General features: G+C 73.4%; 14 protein-coding genes. 7 read left to right on the top strand and 7 right to left on the bottom strand.

Features of this window, described 5'->3' with window-relative positions; all coding sequences use genetic code 11:
- Positions 1–152: 152 nt before the first annotated feature.
- The 3 genes from B7R87_RS11005 to B7R87_RS10995 form a co-directional block, all read right to left on the bottom strand.
- Positions 153–1,943: an LCP family protein gene (locus B7R87_RS11005; protein ID WP_006348962.1), complete on the bottom strand. Its 1,791-nt coding sequence runs from the start codon at positions 1,941–1,943 to the stop codon at positions 153–155.
- A gap of 232 nt (positions 1,944–2,175) precedes the next feature.
- Positions 2,176–3,876 carry an LCP family protein gene (locus tag B7R87_RS11000; protein WP_391116442.1) on the bottom strand — a complete coding sequence of 567 codons (1,701 nt, stop codon included), beginning with the start codon at positions 3,874–3,876 and terminating at the stop codon, positions 2,176–2,178.
- A gap of 560 nt (positions 3,877–4,436) precedes the next feature.
- Entirely contained in the window at positions 4,437–5,192 is a 756-nt protein-coding gene (locus B7R87_RS10995; protein WP_006348964.1) for a TIGR03089 family protein, read from the bottom strand.
- A gap of 139 nt (positions 5,193–5,331) precedes the next feature.
- On the opposite strand from B7R87_RS10995, the gene B7R87_RS10990 reads away from it, so the two are divergent.
- Entirely contained in the window at positions 5,332–6,741 is a 1,410-nt protein-coding gene (locus B7R87_RS10990; RefSeq protein WP_130585031.1) for an N-acetylmuramoyl-L-alanine amidase, read from the top strand.
- 938 nt (positions 6,742–7,679) lie between these two features.
- On the top strand, positions 7,680–8,702 hold the full coding sequence (locus B7R87_RS10985) for a DNA-3-methyladenine glycosylase family protein (RefSeq protein ID WP_391116437.1): 1,023 nt from the start codon (positions 7,680–7,682) through the stop codon (positions 8,700–8,702).
- 120 nt (positions 8,703–8,822) lie between these two features.
- Here the strand turns inward: B7R87_RS10985 and B7R87_RS10980 are convergent, their stop codons facing one another.
- From B7R87_RS10980 to B7R87_RS10970, 3 genes are read right to left on the bottom strand one after another with little or no spacing between them, the layout of a single operon-like run.
- Entirely contained in the window at positions 8,823–10,253 is a 1,431-nt protein-coding gene (locus B7R87_RS10980; RefSeq protein WP_006348968.1) for a coenzyme F420-0:L-glutamate ligase, read from the bottom strand.
- Positions 10,250–11,206 carry a 2-phospho-L-lactate transferase gene (gene cofD, locus B7R87_RS10975; protein ID WP_006348969.1) on the bottom strand — a complete coding sequence of 319 codons (957 nt, stop codon included), beginning with the start codon at positions 11,204–11,206 and terminating at the stop codon, positions 10,250–10,252. Before cofD ends, B7R87_RS10980 begins: the two co-directional genes overlap by 4 nt.
- Before the next feature lie 12 nt (positions 11,207–11,218).
- Positions 11,219–11,815 (bottom strand): cysteine dioxygenase, encoded by a 597-nt coding sequence (locus B7R87_RS10970; RefSeq protein WP_006348970.1) that lies wholly within the window; start codon positions 11,813–11,815, stop codon positions 11,219–11,221.
- A 740-nt stretch (positions 11,816–12,555) separates the two neighbouring features.
- On the opposite strand from B7R87_RS10970, the gene B7R87_RS10965 reads away from it, so the two are divergent.
- The 3 genes from B7R87_RS10965 (at position 12,556) to B7R87_RS10955 (ending at position 18,623) form a co-directional block, all read left to right on the top strand.
- Positions 12,556–12,819 (top strand): WhiB family transcriptional regulator, encoded by a 264-nt coding sequence (locus B7R87_RS10965; RefSeq protein WP_006348971.1) that lies wholly within the window; start codon positions 12,556–12,558, stop codon positions 12,817–12,819.
- A 495-nt stretch (positions 12,820–13,314) separates the two neighbouring features.
- Positions 13,315–17,001, top strand: coding sequence for a glycosyltransferase family 2 protein (locus B7R87_RS33470; protein WP_233168809.1), 3,687 nt, complete (start codon positions 13,315–13,317; stop codon positions 16,999–17,001).
- Positions 16,998–18,623 (top strand): DUF5719 family protein, encoded by a 1,626-nt coding sequence (locus B7R87_RS10955; protein WP_130585030.1) that lies wholly within the window; start codon positions 16,998–17,000, stop codon positions 18,621–18,623. Before B7R87_RS33470 ends, B7R87_RS10955 begins: the two co-directional genes overlap by 4 nt.
- 49 nt (positions 18,624–18,672) lie before the next feature.
- On the opposite strand, the gene B7R87_RS10950 is transcribed toward B7R87_RS10955, so the two are convergent.
- Positions 18,673–19,098, bottom strand: a complete 426-nt coding sequence (locus B7R87_RS10950; protein ID WP_078902336.1) for a DUF3499 domain-containing protein — start codon at positions 19,096–19,098, stop codon at positions 18,673–18,675.
- 678 nt (positions 19,099–19,776) lie between these two features.
- On the opposite strand from B7R87_RS10950, the gene B7R87_RS10945 reads away from it, so the two are divergent.
- Together B7R87_RS10945 and B7R87_RS10940 are read left to right on the top strand one after the other, a co-directional pair.
- Positions 19,777–20,334 (top strand): metallopeptidase family protein, encoded by a 558-nt coding sequence (locus B7R87_RS10945; protein WP_006348977.1) that lies wholly within the window; start codon positions 19,777–19,779, stop codon positions 20,332–20,334.
- 55 nt (positions 20,335–20,389) lie between these two features.
- Entirely contained in the window at positions 20,390–21,754 is a 1,365-nt protein-coding gene (locus B7R87_RS10940; protein ID WP_040916126.1) for a phosphomannomutase/phosphoglucomutase, read from the top strand.
- The last annotated feature ends 493 nt before the right edge of the window (positions 21,755–22,247 follow it).

The following is a 22,247-nucleotide window of genomic DNA, read 5'->3' as shown; positions in this document are numbered from 1 at the left end:
CCGTGGCGGGGCCCCTCGCCCCAGCCCGCTTCACCGGGGTGGCGGACTCCGTTCTCCCGAGCCCCCCTCCCCTGTATGTGATTCTGTTCCACCCCTGAGTCCCCTGTGTCATGTGCGCCGAGGGACCCGGGACGGGTATGCCCGTATCCGGGTCACTTGGCGCACAGTTGCTTGTCTGCTTCGACCTTCTGGATGCCCTCGGGTGCCTTGGCCTTCGCGGGGGACACCGGGATTCCGGCGCCCTGGAAATCAGCGCCGAGCGTGAGCACCATCGGCTCGCGCCCCTGCGAGTTCTCCGCCTTCTGCTTGAGCGCCGTGGCGGGCAGGCCCATCAGGTCCGCGAGCGTGCGCGCCTGATCGGCCTGGTTCGGGCCGTACTCCAGTGTCGTTGCGGCGATCTTCTGCGGGGCGTTCGCCTCGTTGCTCGACTTGGACACGCCCTGGCCCTGAAGCCAGGTGAGGGTGGCGCCCGCGGCGCCCCTCGTGTCGCTCCCGTTGTAGATCGCAACCCGTACGTCGGATTTCTGCGCCCGGGCGCCGTCGAGCGGTCCCGGGGCCTTCTTCGTGGCTGCCGCCTTCTCCTTCTTCTGCACCTCGGTCAGCGACACATCGTTTTTGATCATCGAGAAGAGCGGCCTGGCCTTGCTCTCCTGGAGCAGGACCGACGAACGGTCCTCGTTGTCCACGACCGGAACCGTGGTGAAGGTGATGTTCTTCGGGTCGACCTTCGCCAGCTCCATGCCGAGGCTCTGGAGCTTCTTGATGCTCCCTATCCCGGTGTCGACCGTCAGTGCCTTGGTGGCCGCGTTCGCCAGATCCCACATCTTCGTGGGGCTGGTGAGCGTCTGACCGGACTTCATCTTGCGGATCATCGAGCTGAGGAACTGCTGCTGGATCTCGATGCGGCTGAGGTCGCTGCCGAAGCCCACGGACTTCCGGGTCCGGACGAACGCCAGCGCTTCCTCACCCTTGACGACGTGCTTTCCGGCCGAGAGGTTCAGTTTGGAATCCTTGTCGTTGATGGGCTTGGCGAGACAGACCTCGACCCCACCCACCGCCGTCGACAATTCCTTCACCGCGTTGAAGTCGGCCATCATGAAGTGGTCGACCTCTATGCCCGTCAGCTCCTTGACCGTCCGCATGGTGCAGCCCGGGTCCCGGCCGCCGACACCCAGGCTCTCGTTGAACCGGGTGCTCGACTTGCCGGGGATGGTGATGACACCGTCCGACGTCTTCGTCTCGCAGTCCGGGATATCCGTGATCAGATCGCGGGGGATGGAGAGCGCGGTCGCGTTGGACCGGTCCTTGGAGACATGGAAGAGGATCGTGGTGTCGGCGTGGCCCTGGCTCTTGCGGTCGCCGTAGGCCGTATTGCCCTTGCCCGTCCGCTTGTCGGTGCCGACGACCAGGATGTTGACGGCCTGGTCCTTCTTGAAGCCGCCGGAGCCGCCGACGATGTCGACGGTCTGGATATTGCCGTCGAGCCGCTGGTAGAGCACATAGCCGGTGACCGCGCCCGCGGTGAGGAGCAGGGCGAGCGTCCCGCCCGTCCACATCAGGACCTTCTTCTTGCGGGTCGCACCCTGCTTGCGCTTGCGGCGGCCGGCGCCGGGCGGGGGCGTATCGCCCGAACCGTCACGGGCGCGGCGGGAGCGCTGGCCGGGGACGGGGACCTGACCGGGGACACCGGTGTCCTCCCGGCCGCCGGTACCGGTGCCCGTACCCGTACCCGTGGTGGTGTTGCCGGGGCGGTAACCGCCGGGGGCACCGTCTTCGGCCGGGGTGCGCGGACCGGGAGTTCTCGGCCGTTCCGGAGCAGCGGAGGGCGACGACTGCGCTGGGTTCCGGTCCAGTCGCAGTTCGTAGTTGCCGGTCTGCGGGTTGTACACCCACTGGTCGGCGGGGTCGATGTCGTCGGCCCGCCCGCGGCTCTGCGCATCCACGGTTGTCTGAATCCTCCGTCGGTGCCACGCGAAGCGCCTCCCCCGAAGGCGCCCGGTATGTCGATCCTCAGTGCGCGACGCGAATCCGAGCACCGGATCGCGTCACACTATCCGCCCAGGTCAATGAGGGGCGATGCCGGTGACGCATGCCACGTCGCTTACAAGGGGCAATCTGCCCAATCCGCTTGGCCGGGGACCTTGCTTGGGCATCGCTTTACTCAGACCACACCATTCAGTCACATACGCCCACCGCCGCGTTCGTCCCCGAGAAGCTGGGGCTGTTGGTGGGGGAGGCCGATGCGCCCGGGCTTCCGGACGGGGGCCGGGACGGCTTTCCGGCGCTGTCGGTCCGCTCGTTCTCCCGCGGATCGGCGCTCCGTACCGCCCCCGGCGACGGCGCGTTCTTCTGCGCCGCGTTCGCGTTCGCGTCCGCTGCGGCCTTGGCGCCGGGCGTCAGGACGGTGATGGGGGAGTCCTCGCGCAACTGCCGGAACAGAACGGACGCCTGCGGCTGTACCAGTTCGTCCCGGTTACGGTCGTTTGCCCAGGGGCGTCGCGGGACGGTGAGGAACTGGACGTTCTCCGTGGGCACGTTCCGCAGGGAGCGGGTGAGGTCGTAGAGGTCCTTCAGCGAGTCCAGACCGGGGTCGGTCGTCAGCGATTTGGTGGCCGCGTCCAGCACCGGATACAGCTTCCCGGGGTTGAGCAGCACCCCGTCGCTCTGCACCTTCTTCACCAAGGACCCCAGGAACTGCTGCTGGCGGTCCATCCGCTCGGTGTCGCTGCCGTTCCCGATGGACTTGCGGGCGCGGACGTAACCGAGCGCCTGCTCGCCGTCGAGCGTCTGCCGGCCCTCCGGGAGGTCCAGATGCGCGTCGGGGTCGTCGACCGGCTCCTTCAGACACACCTCGACACCGTCGACCGCGTCGACCATCTTGGTGAAACCGCGGAAGTCGACGACCATGTGGTGGTCGATCCGGACGCCCGTCATCTTCTCGACCGTACGGATCGCGCAGGCCGCGCCGCCCGTCTCGAACGCCGAGTTGAACTGGCCGAGGCGCTCCTCGGTCCGGCTGCCGTCCGGGCGCCGGCACGACGGGATCGTCGTCATCAGATCGCGCGGTATCGACATCGACGTCGAACTCTGCCGGTCCGCCGCGATGTGCAGCAGGATCACGGTGTCCGCGCGCTGGCTGCCGCCGTCGTCCCGCCCGTACTTGCTGTTGCCCTCGCCCCGGCGGGTGTCGGAGCCCATCAGCAGGATGTTCTTGGCGTCCAGGGAGACCTGGACCGGCCGCTCCTTCTCGAAGGTCTCCAGCTCGACCGCGGTCGCGGTGTCGGTGGTGATGTTGCCGTCGAGCTTGCGGTAGAACCACCAGGCCGTGGCCGAGCCCGAGAGGAGGACCACGGAGACGCCGAGCGCGGTCCACCGCAGCCAGCGGCGCTTGCGGCGGGGGCCCTCCGGGTCGGCGGCGGGCCCGTCCGGGGCGACTCCCAGGGGCGCGCCGAGATGCCCGGCGGCCGCGGGCGCTCCGCCGGGGGCCGGGGCGGAGTCGCCGTCGGGGGCCGCGTGCGGGATCCGCTCCGCGACGGCATCGGCATCGGCATCGGCGTCGGATCCGGACGGCGGTACGGTCACGTCCGCCGGATCCGCCCCCGTACCGGAATCCGTGCCTGTGCCTGTGCCCGCGTCCGTACCGGAATCGGGGCCGGGGGTGGGGCCGGGGTCCGAATCCGCACCCGCCCCCGGGCCGGTGTCCGCTTCCCGGCCGGTGTCCGTCTGCGCGTCGGGCCCGGGGGTGTCCTCCGGTGCCAGGGGCGGCGGTACGTGGTGTTCCGCACCGCCCCCGGTCCGCTCCCCGACCGCGTCGTCTCCGCCGTCTCCGCCGTCCGGGCCGTCAGGGCCCGTCGGTGTGCCGGCACTCTCCGTCACTTCTGCGTCCATCCTCACGGCGTCGGCGGTGCGCTGGACCGCCGATCGCAGGGCTAGACGGCTGAACCTGGCGCTTGGTTGTGCGGGAAATCCCGGATATCGCCGATCATCCAACGGAGTTGGGGGCCGGGCCCGAGGGCTCGGCACCGGTGTGCGCCATGTGGGGGTATACGTCCTGTTTCCCTGGGAGTCGTCCCGTTGGCTGCGCGGCGACACCCGTCATTCAACGGGGCGGAAGGTGTCTTCGGTGTTTCCGCCCCGCCCGGCCCGCTCCTGCCGCGCGCGAGCGGAGGCGGCTCCGCGCCCGCCCGCTGCCCCGGCCGGGGATCCGGGGCGACTGCGGAGCCCGGCCCGGGACGCCCCGGGGGTGCGTACACGCCCCGTACACGCCCCGTACACGGAGCGGGGCGTTCCCGCGGCGCCGTTTCCCCCGGCCCGTACCGGGCCCGGAGTGAACACGCCCGGTCCGCGGGCGCCGGCCGGGCCGGGAGCGCCGGGAAGCCCGCATGCCGCGGAGGGCCGTGCCGGGGAACCTGCCCCCGGAGCCCTTCCGCCGGAACCTACGCGCCGAGCGCCCTCGTCACCCGTTCGCTCTCGATGCGCCGCTGCAACTGCTCCGCGGGCAGCCGGTCGAGATGGCGGCAGAGCACCACCGACGCACCCGCCGCCAGCGGCGCGTACAGCCCGGCCGACAGCCCCTCCCACGTTCCGTACTCCCCGCCCGTCAGCAGCCGGGACCCCGCCGTCAGTCCGAGCCGCTCCGCGTCCTCGCGGGCCCGCGCGACCAGCTCGGCGCCGCTCAGCTCCGTCCCGTCGACGACGAGCGCAGCCGTATCAGGATCAACCGGTACGAAGGGGGCGAAGCGATCGCCCTGGCCGGGTACCTCCACCGCGTAGTCCGCGAATCCGTCCGGGGCCTGCGGGAAGCGCCCGCCCAACGGCCGCAGTGCCAGTGCCATCCGCTCCCCGGTGCAGGCCCGGGCCTCCTCCAGGGTGTCGGGACCGCTGACCACCACGTCCGCGTCCGCGGGATCGCCACCGATCTCCACGGTCACCCCGACCGACGCGCCCGCCAGCAGCCAGACCGCGCTCTGCCAGTGCGCCGGCAGCAGCAGCGCGAGCCGGTCGCCGGGCCCGGCCGAGAGGTCGCCCTGGAGCAGATTCGCGGTCTTGGCCACCCAATTGGCGAAGGTGGCGACGGACAATTCCACGCGTTCACCGGTGGCGTCGTCGTAGAAAGTGATCAAGGGGCGGCCCGGGTCCGCGGCGAGCGCGGAACGCAGCAGGTCGGCGGGGGTACGGTCGCTGGCGTTCATCCCGGCAAGGGTACGCGCGCGCCCTCGCGGCGGCGTCCCTCGTACCGGTGACGGGATCCTCCGGTCGGCCGTCGGCGCGGGGCCTTCCCGGGCCCGTTCCGGCGAGCGGAGCGGCTGACGGACACCCAGCATCTTCTGCATGCGTCGATTTCTGGCTTCCTCGACCGGTGTAGCGGCCTGTGCCGCGTTCGTCCTCCCGCTCGCGCTGCCCTCGGGTGCGTCGGCGGCAACCCTGCCCGCCGACCCCCGGGACGCCCCACCGGCGCCCCGCGCCCAGCCCGCCCGGTCCGTCCAGGCCGCCCCCGACGTCCCCGGCTCCACCCAGTCCCTCCCCCTCCCCGACCGGCCCGAAGGCTCCGCCGACCCCGAAGCGTCCGAGACCCCGTCCGAGACACCGTCCGAAGCGCAGTCCGAGACGCCGTCCGCCCGGTCCGTCCCCCCGACCCGGGTCCCCGAGCGCGGCCGGTACGAACCCCGGGTCCGGCCCTTCTCCCTCGTCGGTGTCGTCTGGGACGACGCCGCGGCCGAACTGCACGGCACCGTCCAGATCCGCACCCGCGCCGCCGGGACCGGCGACTGGTCGGGCTGGCAGGACGTCGAGACCCACACGGGCGACCACGGCGCCGACCCCGGCACCGCCGAGGCCGCCTCGGGACGGCTGCGCGGAGCCACGGCCCCGCTGTGGGTGGGGGAGTCGGACGGAGTGGAGGTACGGGTACGGGGCGAGGACACCGACCGTGAACTGCCGCGGGGGCTGCGGCTGGAGCTGGTGGACCCCGGGCAGTCCGCACCGGGCACGGCCGAAGCGCCCGACGAGCCCGGTGCGGCGGGGGCGCCCGGCGGGCCCGCCCTCCTGCCCGGCTCCCGCAGCGTGCAGCCCGCAGCGGCCGCCCGGCCGCCGTACCCCGACGGCTTCCCCGCGTCCTTCCTGGCCGGGCAGTACACCGCCTCCCGTCCGGGGATCACCAGCCGGAAGCAGTGGGGCGCCAACGAGTCGCTCAGGGAGGGCGGCTACGTCTACACCAGAACGGTGAAGGCGGCGTTCGTCCACCACACCTCCACCGGCAACAACTACACCTGCGCCCAGGCCCCCTCCGTACTGCGCGGCATCTACCGCTACCACGTGGTCAGCAGCGGCTGGCGGGACTTCGGCTACAACTTCGCCGTCGACAAGTGCGGAAACATCTACGAGGGCCGGGCGGGCGGAGTCGCCAAGGCGGTCCTCGGCGCGCACACGCTGGGGTTCAACTCGAACACCATGGGGGTGGCCGTACTCGGCACCTACAACAAGACCGACCCGTCCGCCGCGGTGGCGACCGCGGTCGCCCGGCTGACCGCGTGGAAACTGGGGCTGTTCCAGGCCAACCCGCGGGGGAAGGTGACGCTGACGTCGGGCGGGAGCGGTAAGTACAAGAAGGGCCGGAAGGTCAGCTTCAACGTCATCTCGGGCCACCGGGACGGCGTCTCGACGGACTGCCCGGGCACCCGCCTCTACAACCGCCTCCCGGCGATCCGCACCGCATCGGCCGACTACCAGGGCCGCACCTGACGTCCCCCGGGCCGGGCCCCGCTGAGTCCCGGCCCCCGGGCCGGGTACCCACAGCCGGGGAGCCACCCTCCGGGATACCCGACTGCCGTCCGCGTCCCGTGCCCGGCTCCGCAGGGCGGGGCGCGGGACCGGGCACGCGGTACCGGCACACCGGGCGCCCCCCCGTCCGGGCGCGGTGCGGCCCTCCGAACCCGGCGCGGCCCAAGGACGGGACCGTGTGTGCCGGGTCCTACCCGACCGGTCGGGGCCCGGCACCGGGCCGTACTCACCGAGCCCGGGAGCCGGTACTCGGGGTACCCGACTGCCGTCCGCGTCCCGCTCCCGGCTCCGCAGGGCGGGGCCCCGGACCGGTCCCGCGGCCGTTCCCGTCCGGCCGGCCCCGACAGAGTCTCCCGATCCGCAGCTATCACGGCTGCGGCGCTCGGCCGCCGGGCCGTGGCCCGTTCCCCGGGCCGGGCCCCGCTGAGTCCCGGCCCCCGGGCCGGGTATCCACAGCCGGGGAGCCGCTTTCCGGGATACCCGACTGCCGTTCGCGTTCCGTGCCCGGCTCCGCAAGCCCGGGCGCGGGACCGGTCAGGCCGTGCCCGGAACACCCGCCCCTGCCCAGCCGGGCACACGGGCCGCCGGGCGCCCGCCGTCCGGGCACTCTGTCCCGGGTGCGGCGCGGGCCCTTCGAACGATGCCCGGTCCGGGACCGGGCATGCCGGGCCCTGCCCGCCGGGCCGGGCCCGGCATGCGCCGGATACGCCGCCCGGGTGGCCACGGGCCCGGCCCCGCCCGGCCGCCTCGCGCAGTCCGGGGGCCGATGCCGCACACCGCGCCCCGGCCGGGTCCCGGGGCGCCCCGCCCCGGCACCCGCAACGCGCGGGCCGCAGGCCGACTGTCAGCGGCGGGGCCTACCCTCGAAGTGACAGCCTTCCCTCACTCCGAGGACCCCCTTGTCCGGTCGCTTCTCCCCCCGGCCCACCCCCGTCGCCGTCGCCGGGGCGGGTCCCGCTCGCGTGCCCGGTGAGCCGTCCGCTTCCGCCGAACCGGGGAGCGGGACCCGGCGCTGGCGGCCGCCCGGGCCGCTGGACCTGGGCCTGGTGCTGGGCGTCCTGCGCCGCGGGCCCGGCGATCCGACGTTCCGCACGGCGCCCGACGGCGCCGTATGGCGGACCGCCCGTACGCCCGAGGGCCCGGGGACCCTGCGGGTCGCCGCCTGCGGCGGCGGAGAGGTCGAGGCCCAGGCCTGGGGACAGGGCGCCGCATGGCTGCTGGACTCCCTGCCCGCACTCCTCGGCGGCGCCGACGAGCCCGAGGCCTTCACCCCGCGCCACCGCCTCGTCGCCCACGCCCGCCACCGCCGCCCCGGGCTGCGCCTCACCCGCACCGGCATGGTCCTGGAATCGCTGATCCCCTCCGTCCTGGAGCAGAAGGTCACCACGGACGAGGCGTACCGCGCCTGGCGGCTGCTGGTGTGCAAGTTCGGGGAGCCCGCCCCCGGCCCCACGGACCTGATGCCCGGATACGGCGGTCTGTACGTGATCCCCGAGCCCCGCGCCTGGGCCCTGATCCCCTCCTGGGAGTGGCACCGCGCGGGCGTCGACGACAAGCGGGCGTCGACGATCCTGCGCGCCGCCCGGGTCGCCCGCCGACTGGAGGAGGCGGCCGCGATGGACCCGGAGCGGGCCATGGCCCGGCTGGAAGCCGTCCCCGGCATCGGCCCGTGGACCTCCGCCGAAACCGTGCAGCGCAGCAACGGCGCCCCGGACGCGGTGACCGTCGGAGATCTCCATCTCCCGCGGATCGTCGGCTGGGCGCTGGCGGGGGACCGGGACGCCGACGACGCGGCGATGCTCGAACTCCTCGCGCCGTACGAGGGCCAGCGCCACCGCGCCGCGCGCTATGTCCTGCTCAGCGGCCGGGTGCCGCCCCGCCGCAAGCCGAAGATGCGGAAGGTCGACATCGGCCTGCTCTGACGGTCCGTGCGGACACCCGGCGACGCCCCGCCGACCGGGCCGAGCCGCCGCCGAGCCCCGGAGCCGCCGAGGAGATGTCCGGGCGCCGGGACCCCGCCGTCACGCGCGCCCGGGGCCCCGTCACCGCACGGTGATGAACGCCGAAGCGTCCCGCGGCGGCCGGGCCTTCGGTGCGGCGGCCGCATGCCCCACGGCGACCGCGCCCATGGGGTCCCAGTCGTCCGGCAGCCCGAGGACCTTCCGTACGACATCGCGGCAGAACATCGTCGAGGACACCCAGGCCGAGCCGAGCCCCTCACCGGCCAGCGCCACCAGCAGGTTCTGCACCCCGGCACCGGTCGCGACGACGAACATCTCCCGCTCGGCGCCGTCCCGCCGGGCGTCCCCGTAGTGATGGGAACCGTCCATCACGAGACAGGGCACGACGAGATACGGAGCCCGGCGCAGCACCTCGCCCCGGCGCACCCGCCGGGCCACGGACTCCTCCGTCTTCCCGTCCCGCCGCAGATCCGCGATCCATGCCTCCCGCATGGCGTCCAGCAGCTCCGTACGCGATTCGGCCGACTCCAGCAGCACGAACCGCCAGGGCGTGGTGTGGTGCGGGGCGGGCGCGGTGACGGCCGCGGCGACCGCCCGGCGGACCGCCGCGGGGTCCACGGGCGCGTCGGTGAACTCCCGTACCGTACGACGCCGGGTCACCGCCTCCCGTACCGCCTCGGACGTCCCGAGCCGGAACAGGTCTTCGTCGGCGCCGCGGACCAGGGCCCGTGCGCCGTCCGGCCCGGCGTCGTCACCGACGAGACGGCCGAGCCCGCGGACGACGGCGACGGGCCGGCCCGTGGTCTTCCCCTTGACCAGATCACCGGCGGCGGCGAGTTCGTCCGCGACGGCCGTGACCGTGACCTCCAGCGGATTGCCGTGCGTGTCCCGGCCGCCGCGCAGATCGTCGAGGACCCGCAGCCCGGCCGCACCGATCGCGATATCGGTGAGCCCGTTGCGCCACGGCCGCCCCGAGGTGTCGGTGAGGAGGACCCCGACGTCGACCCCGAGCGCCGCCCGCAGCCCCGCCCGGATCGCCCGCGCCGACGCGTCGGGGTCCTCGGGCAGCAGCAGGACCGTCCCGGCGGCGGTGTTGGAGGCGTCCACCCCGGCGGCGGCCATGACCAGCCCCTGCCGGTTCTCCACGATCCGCAGGCTGCCGCGCCGGGCCACGACCCGTACCGTCTCGGCGTCTATCGCGTCCTCGCGGTCCCCGGCGGGCAGGATCCGCCCCTCCGCCTTGCTGACGATCTTCGAGGTGACGAGGAGGACGTCGCCGTCCCGCAGGTCCGGCGCGGCGGCGGCCACCAGCGCGGCGATATCGTCGCCCGGGCGCACCTCCGGCAGCCCGTCCAGGGCCCGTACCTCGAAAGCGAAGCCGTCCGCCGCCCCGGTCTCCGCCGCAACGGAATCCGCTGCCCCGGAAGCCGCCGCCCGGTCCGCCCCGCCGACGAGGTCCGCCGGCCCGTTCTCCGCCTCGGTCTCCGCCCCCGCGAGGTCCGCAGCCGTCACGACCGCACCTCCGCGGCCAGCTCCAGCGCCCGGCGGGCCATCTCTGCCGTCGCGTCCGTGTCCGTCATCATCAGCGGTACGGCCCGGCAGCGGATGCCCGCCGCCTCGACCGCCGCCACGGCCCCCTCGTCGACCGTGTCGACCAGCCAGCCGTCCAGCAGCCCGGAGCCGTAGTGCGCGGCGACCGCGGCGGCCGTCGACTCCACGCCCACCGCCGCAAGCACCTTGTCGGCCATCCCGCGCACCGGTGCGCCGCCGACCACGGGGGAGAGGCCGACGACCGGGACCCCGGCCTCGGCGATGGCCTCCCGGATACCGGGGACGGCCAGGATCGTGCCGATGCTGACCACCGGATTCGACGGCGGGAAGAGCACGACGTCCGCGGCGGCGATCGCCTCCAGCACCCCCGGCGCGGGCTTCGCCTGCTCCGCCCCGACCGGCACGACGGCCTCCGCGGGCACGGACGCCCGCAGCTTCACCCAGTACTCCTGGAAGTGGATCACCTTGCGCTCGCCGTCGGTCTCGACGGCCACATGCGTCTCCACCCGGTCGTCGGACATCGGCAGCAGCCGCACCCCGGGGTTCCAACGGGTGCACAGCGCCTCGGTGACGGCGCTGAGCGGATAACCGGCCGCCAGCATCTGCGTACGGACGATATGGGTCGCGAAATCGCGGTCGCCCAGACCGAACCAGCCCGGCCCCACCCCGTACGCGGCGAGCTCCTCCTTGACCCGGAAACTCTCGTCCGTACGCCCCCAGCCCTGCTCCTCGTTGATGCCGCCGCCGAGCGTGTACATCACGGTGTCGAGGTCGGGGCAGACCTTCAGCCCGAACAGATGGATGTCGTCACCGGTGTTCCCGATCACGGTGATGTCCGCCTCGGGCGCGGCCTGCTTGAGGCCGCGCAGGAAACGGGCGCCGCCGATGCCTCCGGCCAGAACCACAATTCGCATGACCGCAGTCTGTCAGGCGGGTACGACATCCCGGATCGCCGGTGTGCAACGGGGGGCGTGCATCGGCATTTCGGTCAGACCCGGGAAGTAGATATGCAGGGATACGGCGGGTTCGAGGGTGTCGTTGATCACCTCGTGGGCGTATCCGGGCGCGAAGACGCGGACTTCGCCGGGTTCGAGCACCCGCGAGGCCCCGGCCCCGGAGCCCGCCGCGGATCCCGAGCCCGCCGCGGATCCCGAACCCGCCCCGGAGCCCGCCGCGGCCCCCGCCGGCCGTGCGTCCGTGATGCGCTCGGTCCGCTCGGTGAGCTGCCCCTTGAGCACCGTCAGCACACCGGACGAGGGCCCGTGGTCATGCCCTCCGGTGCCCTGGCCGGGCACCCAGGACAGCAGCCACACCTCGTACCCCGGTCCGGTCCGGAGCCGGTGGTACCAGCGGCTGGTGGCGTCGTACTCGACGAGCCCCTCCCACAGCGCACGATCGGCCGCGACCGTACGCGCGAGGCCGGCGAAATCCGCGACGGTGGAAGGGTGTTCGCGCGGCGGCTGAAGAAGGTGCTGTACGGAGAGGATGTCGCCGGCGATCTGGAGGTCGCTGTCGTTGTCCATGGTGCTGCGGTGATCCCTCGGCAGAAGAGTCGCCCCTCCGTCGCGCTGCGGGCGGCGCGGCGACGGGAGACGACGGAAACAACGGGAAACAACGGAAATACATACGGATAAGCGGGGCGGCGCCCGGAGCCTTACGGCTTCAACGGAGCGTCCTCACTGAATTCGGTCAGCGGCCGCAACAACAACGACAGCGAGCCTGCACAGCGCTGCGGAACCCGCGGGCGGGGGTCGCGAGGGGCGCGGAGGCTGCTGACATGACACCCACGGTGACGGGTGTCCCGCTTTGATGTCAACTCGATGACCGGTTTGGCGGAAATCTTTCACCACATCCGGTTACGGAGTGCGCAGAAAGGTTTATGCAGCGCAAGGGTTGGGACACATCGCGCACGAACCACCCCACTACCGCCCGCTACCACCCCTCCCGCCTCCGCCGTGACCCGGCTGTGATCCGGATCGCTTCATCGGTTCGACCGCAACACGATCGAAAGCGTTGACGTCTTCCCGTTCGAGGGCGGGTGGAGTGTGCGGGACGCCCGCGGAAGCGAGAGATGCGACAAGTGTCAGATTTTTGCGGATTTGAACACTTTCCGTATACCCTTGGTTCCGCAGAGTGAATACGGGGCTCAATAGCAGATCTCCGCTTGACTGCCCCGGAGCCACACACTTGTAATTTCACTCGTGTCGTTCGGCCGAATCGAGCACGGCAACATCACGGGGACGCCAACAGACGAGGGGCGCACATGACCGAGCTGTTCGAACAACTGCTGGTCGAGGACGCGGACGATGAAATCGGCTGGCAGGAGCGCGCGTTGTGCGCCCAGACCGATCCCGAGTCCTTCTTCCCCGAGAAAGGCGGCTCCACACGCGAGGCGAAAAAAGTCTGCCTGGCGTGCGAAGTCCGTTCGGAATGTCTTGAGTACGCGCTGGCGAATGACGAGCGTTTCGGTATCTGGGGCGGTCTCTCGGAACGGGAACGCCGCCGGCTGAAGAAAGCGGCCGTCTGACGCACTCCGGAGCCCGGCTCCCGGGCGCTCCTCCCACCGGGGGTGCGTCCGGCGGCCCGGGGGCGCCCGCCCGAGGTGTGCGGGCTCTCCGGCAGCCGAGTCGCGGCCCTCCGCGATGCGGACACCGGGCCCGGTGCGGTGCGGCCGCGCCGGTGGCCTCCGGCCCATCCCATCGGCCCGGGCGATGCGCGCCGCGCACAAGGTGAACCCTTCTTGGGGCGACCGGTCCACACCCGGCCCCTGCCCCACGGAGCAACGGCCCCCGAGAACCCCGTCGGCGACGGAGGCGCAGAGGAGACCCGCACACCACGGGTCACCCACCCCCGAGACCCGGGGCGAGGCCCCGCGGCGGGAGGCGGCCAGGTCGCCCGTACCAACTCGCCTTCCCCGGAAGGGAAACCCACCACGCGGCGACCCGTTAATGTGGGGCCCCGTCCCAGACGCTGACGCGCCCCCATCGCGCGCTCCCGTCCCCGGCCGGAGGGCCTCACCCCCATGTCCGCCCCGCTGCCCGCCACATCCGCCGCGTTCCACACGGCCGATCCCCTGACCTTCCCGCGGCATGTCGTCACCGCCGTCCTCGTCTCGCACGACGGCGCCCGCTGGCTTCCGGAGACCCTCGCCGGGCTCCTCGCCCAGCAGCGGCCCGTACAGAACGTCTTCGCCGCGGACACCGGCAGCGCCGACGAATCCGCGCAGCTGCTGACCCGGGCCCTCGGCGCCGACCGGGTGCTCAACCTCGCCCGCCGTACCGGATTCGGCACCGCCGTCGACGAGGCCGCGCGCACCGCGGGCGTCCTCACCCCCGACGACCTGCCCTATCTCAAACGGCCCAGCGGCTGGGACCCCGCCACCCGGACCTGGCACGACGAGGCGTACGACCTGCCGGAGCTGCTGTACGGCGAACCGGTCCAGTGGCTCTGGCTGCTCCACGACGACAGCGCCCCCGAACCGACCGCCCTCGCCGAACTCCTCAAGGTCGTCGACGCCGACGAACACGCGGTGATCGTCGGCCCCAAACTCCGCGGCTGGTACGACCGAAGACAACTGCTCGAAGTCGGCACCTCCATCGCCTACAGCGGCCGCCGCTGGACCGGCCTCGACCGCCGCGAGCCCGACCAGGGCCAGCACGACCAGATCAGGACCGTACTGTCGGTCTCGTCCGCAGGCATGCTGATCCGCCGCGACGTCTTCGACGCCCTCGGCGGCTTCGACCGCCGACTGCCCCTGATGCGGGACGACCTCGACCTGTGCTGGCGCGCCCACCGGGTCGGCCACCGCGTCCTCATCGCCCCCGACGCCGTACTGCGCCACGCCGAGGCCGCCACCCGGCAACGCCGTACCGTCGACTGCGCGGGCCGCTCCACCGCCTCCCCGCACCGCGTCGCCAAGGCGGGCGCGGTCCACACCCTGCTGACCAACACCCACGCCGCGGGACTGCCCCTGGTCCTGCTGCGGATCGCCGTCGGCACGCTCGTCCGCACCCTCGCCTATCTCGTCGGCAAGGCCCCCCGCCACGCCGCCGACGAGGTCGCCGGACTGCTGTCCGTACTGCTCCGCCCCGCGAGGATCGTCTCCGGCCGGACCGCGCGCCGCCGGGCCCGGGCGGCCGCCGCCGGAGCCGTCGTCGAGGCGCCCGAACTGCGTCCCCTGTTCCCCCCGGCGGGCGCGACCGTCAAAGCCGGTTTCGAACGGGTGATGGGCCGCCTCAGCCGCTCCCGCCCCGACACCACCGCCCCCGTCCCCGGGCGCGCCCCCGAGGGCGACGATGCGGAGCCTCCCGAAGCCGGGCGCTTCCCCCGCCTCCGGAAACTCGCGCTGAGGCCGGCGCCCGCCCTCTTCACCGTCCTCGTCCTGGTCACCCTGGTCGCCTGCCGCGGCCTGTTCGCCCCCGGCGCGCTCGCCGGGGGAGCGCTGCTGCCCGCCCCCGCCGATGTGCCGGGGCTGTGGGACCGGTACGCGGACCAGTGGCAGCCCCTGGGCACCGGCGGGACCCCGACCGCACCGCCCTACCTCGGCATCCTCGCCGGTCTCGCCGCGCTCCTGTTCGGCTCCACCGGCCTCACCGTGACCGTGCTCCTGGTCTGCTCGGTACCGCTGGCCGGTCTGACCGCGTACCTCGCCGCCCGGCCGCTGATCCCGTCGCGGCTGCTGAGGGCCTGGGGGAGTCTGCTGTACGCACTCCTGCCCGCCACGACCGGAGCCCTGGCCTCCGGTCGGATCGGCACGTCGGTCCTGGCGGTCCTGCTGCCCCTGGCCGCCCGCGCGGCCGTCACCGCGCACGGCCTCGACCGCACTCCCGCCGCCGCCGGACCCCGGAGCCGTACCCGCCGACACCGCCTCACCCGTGCCGTCCCGCGCCCGGCCCGCCGCCGGACGCCATCGGCCGCAGAGGACGACGCGCGCCTGGTCGGCGGTCCGTCGGCACCGGCCGTACGACACGACACGGGCGTGGCCCGCCGCCCGTCGGGACCGGCCGCGCAGGACGACACCGGATTCGGGACCGGATTCGGGCAGACCCGGACCGCCAGCATCGGCACCGGCATCGGCACCGGCCACGAACACGGCACCGGCGGCTGGCGTGCCACCTGGACGTACGCCCTGCTGCTCACCGCCCTCACCGCGTTCACCCCCGTCGTCTGGCCGCTCGCGGTCGTCCTCGGCGCGACGGCCCTCGCCGCCCGCAGCGCCGACCTCGCGACCGCCGGGCCGCGGTTCGCGGCCGCGGTCCTCACCCCCGTGGCCCTGCTCGCGCCCTGGTCGCTGACCCTGCTGACCGAACCGTCCGCCGTGCTCAGGGAAGCGGGGCTCGACCTCGGGGACGGCCGCGCGACCGCCTTCGGCCTTCTCACACTGAGCCCCGGCGGACCCGAGGCCGGCGGCAGCGTCCTGCTGGCCGGTCTGGTGCTCGCCGCCCTGGCGGCCCTGATCCGCGAAGGGCGCAGGCTCGCGATCCGTACCGCCTGGGCGGTGGCCCTGGCCGGATTCGCCCTCGCGGCGCTCGTCAACGGCTCAGCCTGGGCGGGCCCCGCGACCCTGGTGTACGGCGCCGGGCTGATCGCCGCGGCCTGTCTCGGCGCCGAACTCGGCCGTACCCGGGTCTCCGCCCGTGACTTCGGCTGGCGGCAGCCCGTCGCCGTACTGATCGCCGTGCTCACCGCCCTCGCCCCGGTCCAGCTGGCCGCGGACTGGACGATCGGCGGCGCGGACGGACCGCTGGAGCGCCGGGACCCCGTGCAGGTCCCCGCGTTCGTGGCCGAGGAGAGCGGGACCAGCGACCGGCCGCGGACCCTCGTACTCGGCGGTACGTCCCCGGGGCGCGTCCCGTACGCCCTGGTACGGGGAGCGGGCGCCCGGCTCGGCGACGCCGAACTCACCCGCGCGACGGACGGCGACCCCCGCCTGGACCGGGTCGTGGCCCGCCTCGTCGCGGGCTCCGGCGCCGACCAGGCCGCCGAACTGAGCGGCTACGCCATCCGTTACGTCCTGGTACGGGACGGAGCGCCCGCGCGGCTGTCCCGGGTCCTCGACACCAACCCGGGCCTGACCAGGCTCAGCCGGATCGGCGGCAGTGCGCTGTGGGGGGTGGACCGGCAGGTCGCCCGGGTCACCGTCATGGACGGGACGGCCGATCCGCTGCCCGTGCCCTCGGGCCCGGTGGACGTACGGGCCACGGTCCCGGCGGGCGGACCGGACCGGATCCTGCGCCTGGCCGACCGTGCCGACGCCAACTGGCGGGCCACCCTGGACGGCCGCCCCCTGCCGAAGCGGAGCGTCGACGGCTGGGCGCAGGGGTTCGAACTCCCCGCCGAGGGCGGCACCCTGGTCGTCACGTACGAGCAGTCCACCGCGCACACCGTGTGGCTCAGGACCCGGCACGGGCTGGTGCTCGTCCTGGTCGTACTGGCGCTGCCCGGCAGAAGGGGCCGGAGCGACGACGACCTGCCCGACGAACCCGTGCCCGTGCCCGGACCCGTGGCGTTGCCCGGCGTACCGCGCCAACGCCCGGACGGTACGGCGACGGCCGGGACACCCGGGGCGACCCTGCCCGACGCCGTACCGAACCCCATCTCTCCGCCCACCGCACCCTGGTATCCGCTCACGGAACCGGCAAAGCCCCACCCCCTCCCGGTGGCCCCGGACCCTCTGCCCGACCACGCGACCCGAGGCGAGTCCGAGTGAAACGCACGACCCAGTCCCTGCTCGCCGCCGTCGCCGCGCTCACGGCCATCACCGGACTCGCCGCCCTGACCGCCCCCGGAGCCCGGGAGGGCGACGCCGGGGCGAAGGCCCCCGTCCGTATGCCGGTCGAGCGGTCCATCCTGCTCTGCCCCTCGGCCGGCACCTCGGAGGCCGCCGGAACGCTCTACACCTCCTTCACCCCGACGGCACCCGCCTCGCCCGGTGACCCGCCCGGTGGATCCGGCGGCCCGTCCGGCAAGCCGGCGCCCGCCCCCGTACCCGCCGCGGGCACCGCGGAACTCCGGCCCGCGGGCGCCCCGGTCCCCGCCCCGGAAGGAGCGGCGAAGCTCCCGAAGCCCCGGCAGCCCCGGACCGCGACAGCGGACGGCGGCCCCCGCGACGCCGCACCGGGCGCCGGACCCGCCCCCGTACTCACGGCCGGGAAGCCCGGCGCACCGCTCGCCGTCCGCGCGGGCCGCGGCGAAGCACCGGCACTCGTCGGCACGGCGACCGCCGCCCTGGCCCCCGGCTGGACCACCCAGCAGACGACCGTCCTCCCGTCCGGCCCGGCCCGCGGCCTCCTCGGCACCACCTGCACCGCGCCCGATACGGGCTTCTGGTTCCCCGGCGTCTCCACCGCCGAGGGCCGCCAGGACTACCTCCACCTCACCAACCCCGACGACACCCCGGCCGTCGCCGATATCGAGATCCACGGCCGCGACGGGCAGGCACCCAGCAGCGTCCCCGACGGGATCCCGGTCCCCGCGGGCAGCGGGATCCCGGTGCTGCTGTCGACCGTGACCCCCGCGGAACTGACCGACGCGACCCTCCGGGTGACGGTCCGCACGGGACGGGTCGGCGCCGTCGTCCGCGCCGCCGAGGACACCGTCGGCAGCGACTGGCTGGCCGCGTCCGCCGAGGCATCGGCCACCGCGGTCCTGCCCGGCATCCCCGCCGACGCCACCTCCGTACGGCTGATCGCCTTCGCCCCCGGGGAGTCCGACGCCGAGCTGAAGATCCGGCTCGCGGGCCCCCGCGGAACGATCGTCCCCGCCGGACACGAGTCCGTACGCGTCAAGGCGGGAACGGTGACGAGCGTCGATCTGAAGGGCGTCACCAGAGGAGAAGCGGGCTCCCTCCTGCTCGACCCGGCCGAGCCGGACCGTCCCACTCCGTTCGTGGCCGCGCTCCGGGTCGTCCGCGGCACGGGCACGGCACGGGAAGTGGCCTACATCCCGGCCGCCGGACCCGTCGGCGACCGCGCGAGCACCGCCGACAACCGGTCCACCGGCACCACCCTGACCCTCGCCGCACCCACCGGGGCGGCCCGGGTACGGGTGACCGTGTCACCCCCGGGCCCGGCCGGCGCCGCGCCGTCCGTACGGATGTACACCGTCGCCGCCGGGACCACCCTGGCCGTCGTCCCGGCCGCACCGGGCGGACCGAAGAGCACCTACGCCCTCACCGTGGAGACCGTGTCGGGCGGCCCGGTCCACGCGGCACGAACCCTTGCCCCGCCACTCGGCCCGGTACGGATGTTCACGGTCCAGACGCTCTCCGACGACCGGGCGAACGTGCCGGTCCCCGAAGCGGAACGGGATCTGTCCGTCCTGGACGACTGACGCCGGAAAACCCTCGACGGGACGGCCGTCGCGCAGCCGGATCCGGCTCCTACTGGTCGGGGGAGCGCAGGACCCGCAGGTGCCCGCGGCGGGCGACCTCCATCGGGTCGGCCGCGCGCCGGGCGGCATGCCCTTCGACCGCCGCACGCCCCTGCGGCCGCGCCGCCTCGCGTACGGCATTGGCGAGCGCTTCGAGATCGTCACCACTGGGCCGGGCCGGGGCCGAGCCGTCGGTGAGGCGTACGACCTCCCAGCCGCGGGGTGCGGTCAACCGCTCGCTGTGCTCGGCGCACAAGTCGTAGCAGTGGGGTTCGGCATAAGTGGCGAGCGGACCGAGGACCGCAGTCGAATCGGCATAGACGTACGTCAGTGTCGCGACGGCAGGGCGGCCGCACGCAGTGCGCGAACATCGACGTACAGGGCTCACGAGGTTGGACGGTACCGCACTCTTGAACGGGCTGCGACGACTCTCCATCAGCTCACTCCACCGTGTCGTGATGCGAACCGGGTTTCGGAAGATCCGGAGAGACCCCTTCTGACCTGCGACGAAGGGTTCGCGAGCGGTGTTGTGACGGCAGGTGAACCGGTCATGACGTGACGTAAATCAGGTCATTCACGCAGGGACCGATGATCGTCGGCGGCCACACAACCGACGCCAAGCACCGCCGGAACGGTCATGTACTGACAATCCCGCCATCAGCTCTTCCGTCCCGTCTTCCGTCCCGTGAACTGCGGCCGGGGCGCGCCCTACTCGCTGTCACCACCCCGCCCCCGTCGCCCACCTACCGCTGTCCGCACCGGGTTTGGCCCGCTCCCTTCTCGCACCCGCCTCTTCCGGCCGCCCGCCTTCCCTGTGTTGGGCCCGGCCTCTCCGTCCCTACCCGCACCCACCCTGTCGCATCCCGTCACATCCGCCCCTCCTTCCTCCGCTGTGCTTCTTCCGCTGTGTTTCGTCCGTTCCCCTCTCCCCGCACAGGCCCGGACGGCCTTGTCCGGCACCCGGACCTGCCCGGTGCAGATCCCCCCGGCACCCCCGCCGCCCGCCCGCCGCCGACCCGGCCCTCCAGCCACTCCCCGCCCGGGCGTCCCCACCCCTCCCGAAGCGCCGTCCCTGCCGCTTGGGGAGGCCCGGGAGAGCTACCCTGCGTGAGTGATGGACAGTTCCGTACCTCCGCACCCGGGGGAGCCCCGTCCGGTCAGGACACCCACGGAGCCGGACCAGGGTGCCGGCCCCGCGCCCGCCGCCTCCGGCCCCGAAGCCGGACCCCCCACCGGCCCGGGACAGGGACCCGGGGACGAGCCGAGACCCCGCCGCCGCGACCGCCACGGCCGGGGCATGCGCGGCCCCGTCGCCCCACCCCAGGTGCCCCTCTCGGTCAGCCGGTCGGACTCCTTCCGCGATCTGGTGCGCGATTCCGTCGAGCGACTGGAAAGACGCCTGCCGCAACTGGCCGACGTCGACTTCGTGGTCCAGGAGGTCCCGGTCCTCGGACCCGCCGACGACCTCGGCACCGGAGTACCCCTCGGCGGAACCCTCCCCGAAGGGAAGGACGAGCCCGCGCGCGTCGTGATCTACCGCCGCCCGGTCGAGGTCCGGACCAAGAACCGCGAGGAGCGTGCCCTGCTGGTCCACGAGGTTGTCGTGGAGCAAGTGGCGGAACTTCTGGGGCTGGCGCCCGAATCAGTGGACCCGCGGTACGGCCAGGACTGACGTACCCGGATAATTTGCTCCGACCACCACACAGACCCGAGGGAAGGCTGGCCCCGTGGCTGCTGCTGATCTGTCCCGGATCGTAAAGGCGTACGACGTCCGTGGCGTGGTGCCGGACCAGTGGGACGAGGCACTCGCCGAACTCTTCGGCGCCGCCTTCGTCCAGGTCACGTCGGCCGACGCGATCGTCGTCGGACACGATATGCGGCCCTCGTCGCCCGGACTCTCGGGCGCTTTCGCCCGTGGTGCCGCGGCCCGCGGCGCCGACGTCACACTGATCGGACTCTGCTCCACCGACCAGTTGTACTTCGCCTCCGGCCACCTCGGCCTCCCCGGCGCCATGTTCACCGCCTCCCACAACCCCGCCCAGTACAACGGCATCAAGATGTGCCGCGCCGGAGCGGCACCGGTCGGCCAGGACACCGGCCTCGCCGATATCCGGGCCCTGGTGGAGCAGTGGGCCGAAGAAGGCGCCCCCGCGCCGGCCGCGGAACCCGGCACCGTCACCGAACGGGACACGCTGGAGGAGTACGCGGCGTATCTGCTCTCCCTCGTCGACCTCTCCGCCATGCGCCCGCTGAAGGTCGTCGTCGACGCGGGCAACGGCATGGGCGGCCACACCGTCCCCACCGTCTTCGCATCCCTGCCGCTCACCCTCGTGCCGATGTACTTCGAACTCGACGGCACCTTCCCCAACCACGAGGCCAACCCGCTGGACCCGGCGAACATCGTCGACCTCCAGGAGCGGGTGCGCGCCGAGAACGCCGACCTCGGCCTCGCCTTCGACGGCGACGCCGACCGCTGTTTCGTCGTCGACGAGCGCGGCGAAGGAATCTCCCCCTCCGCGATCACCGCCCTGGTCGCCGCCCGTGAGCTGGCCAAGCACCCCGGTGGAACGGTCATCCACAACCTGATCACCTCCTGGTCGGTTCCCGAGGTCGTCCGCGAGAACGGCGGCACCCCGGTACGTACACGGGTCGGGCACTCCTTCATCAAGCAGGAGATGGCCCGCACGGGCGCGATCTTCGGCGGCGAGCACTCGGCTCACTACTACTTCCGCGATTTCTGGAACGCCGATACGGGCATGCTCGCCGCGCTCCACGTCCTTGCCGCCCTCGGCTCCCAGCCCGCTCCGCTGTCGGAACTCGTCGCCCAGTACGACCGCTACTCCGGCTCCGGCGAGATCAACTCCACCGTCGAGGACCAGACCGCCGCCACCGCCGAGGTGCGCGCCGCCTTCGAGTCGGTGCCCGACGCCACGATCGACACCCTCGACGGTCTGACGGTCACCACCCCCGACTGGTGGTTCAACCTCCGCCCCTCCAACACCGAGCCCCTGCTCCGCCTCAACGTCGAGGCCAAGGACTCCGCCACGCTCGCCAAGATCCGCGACGAGGTCCTCGCCCTCATCCGCCGCTGACCTCTGCATGACCCTTAGGCCTGTCCGGGCGATCTTCGCGGATCGGCCCGCGGCTCCCCCGGCCCTGCGGCTGGGTGGAGCCCCCGGATGCGGTGCATCGCAAGGCGGTGGGGGTACGCCCCCCCGGCTTCGCCGGGGGGACCTCCACCGGCGAAGCCAGGGGGCGATCGTCCTCGTGCGCATGGGTCCCCCCGCGCCCGTACTCGGATGATTCCGACAACGCAGCGTGGGGGTACCACCCGGGCCGCCAGGCCCAGGGGGAGTGCCGTAGCTGTCGTCGCGGGCCCGACAAGATCGCCCGGACAGGGCCCGGCCCCCGGCGGCAGCCGCCCGCCGGGGGCTTTAGCCCGATGGTGTGGACCTGAAGCATCCGGGAACTCTCCCGCACCCGGCCGCCCAGCAGGCCTGATCCGGCACAGCCCCCACCCGGGACCCGGGCGCGCGCCCCACGGACCAGACACCAGCCCGGGACCGCTCCACCCTCCACCACCCA

It is taken from the genome of Streptomyces tsukubensis, assembly GCF_003932715.1.
Lineage (GTDB): Bacteria > Actinomycetota > Actinomycetes > Streptomycetales > Streptomycetaceae > Streptomyces > Streptomyces tsukubensis.
This window is presented reverse-complemented; position numbering and strand designations above follow the sequence as displayed.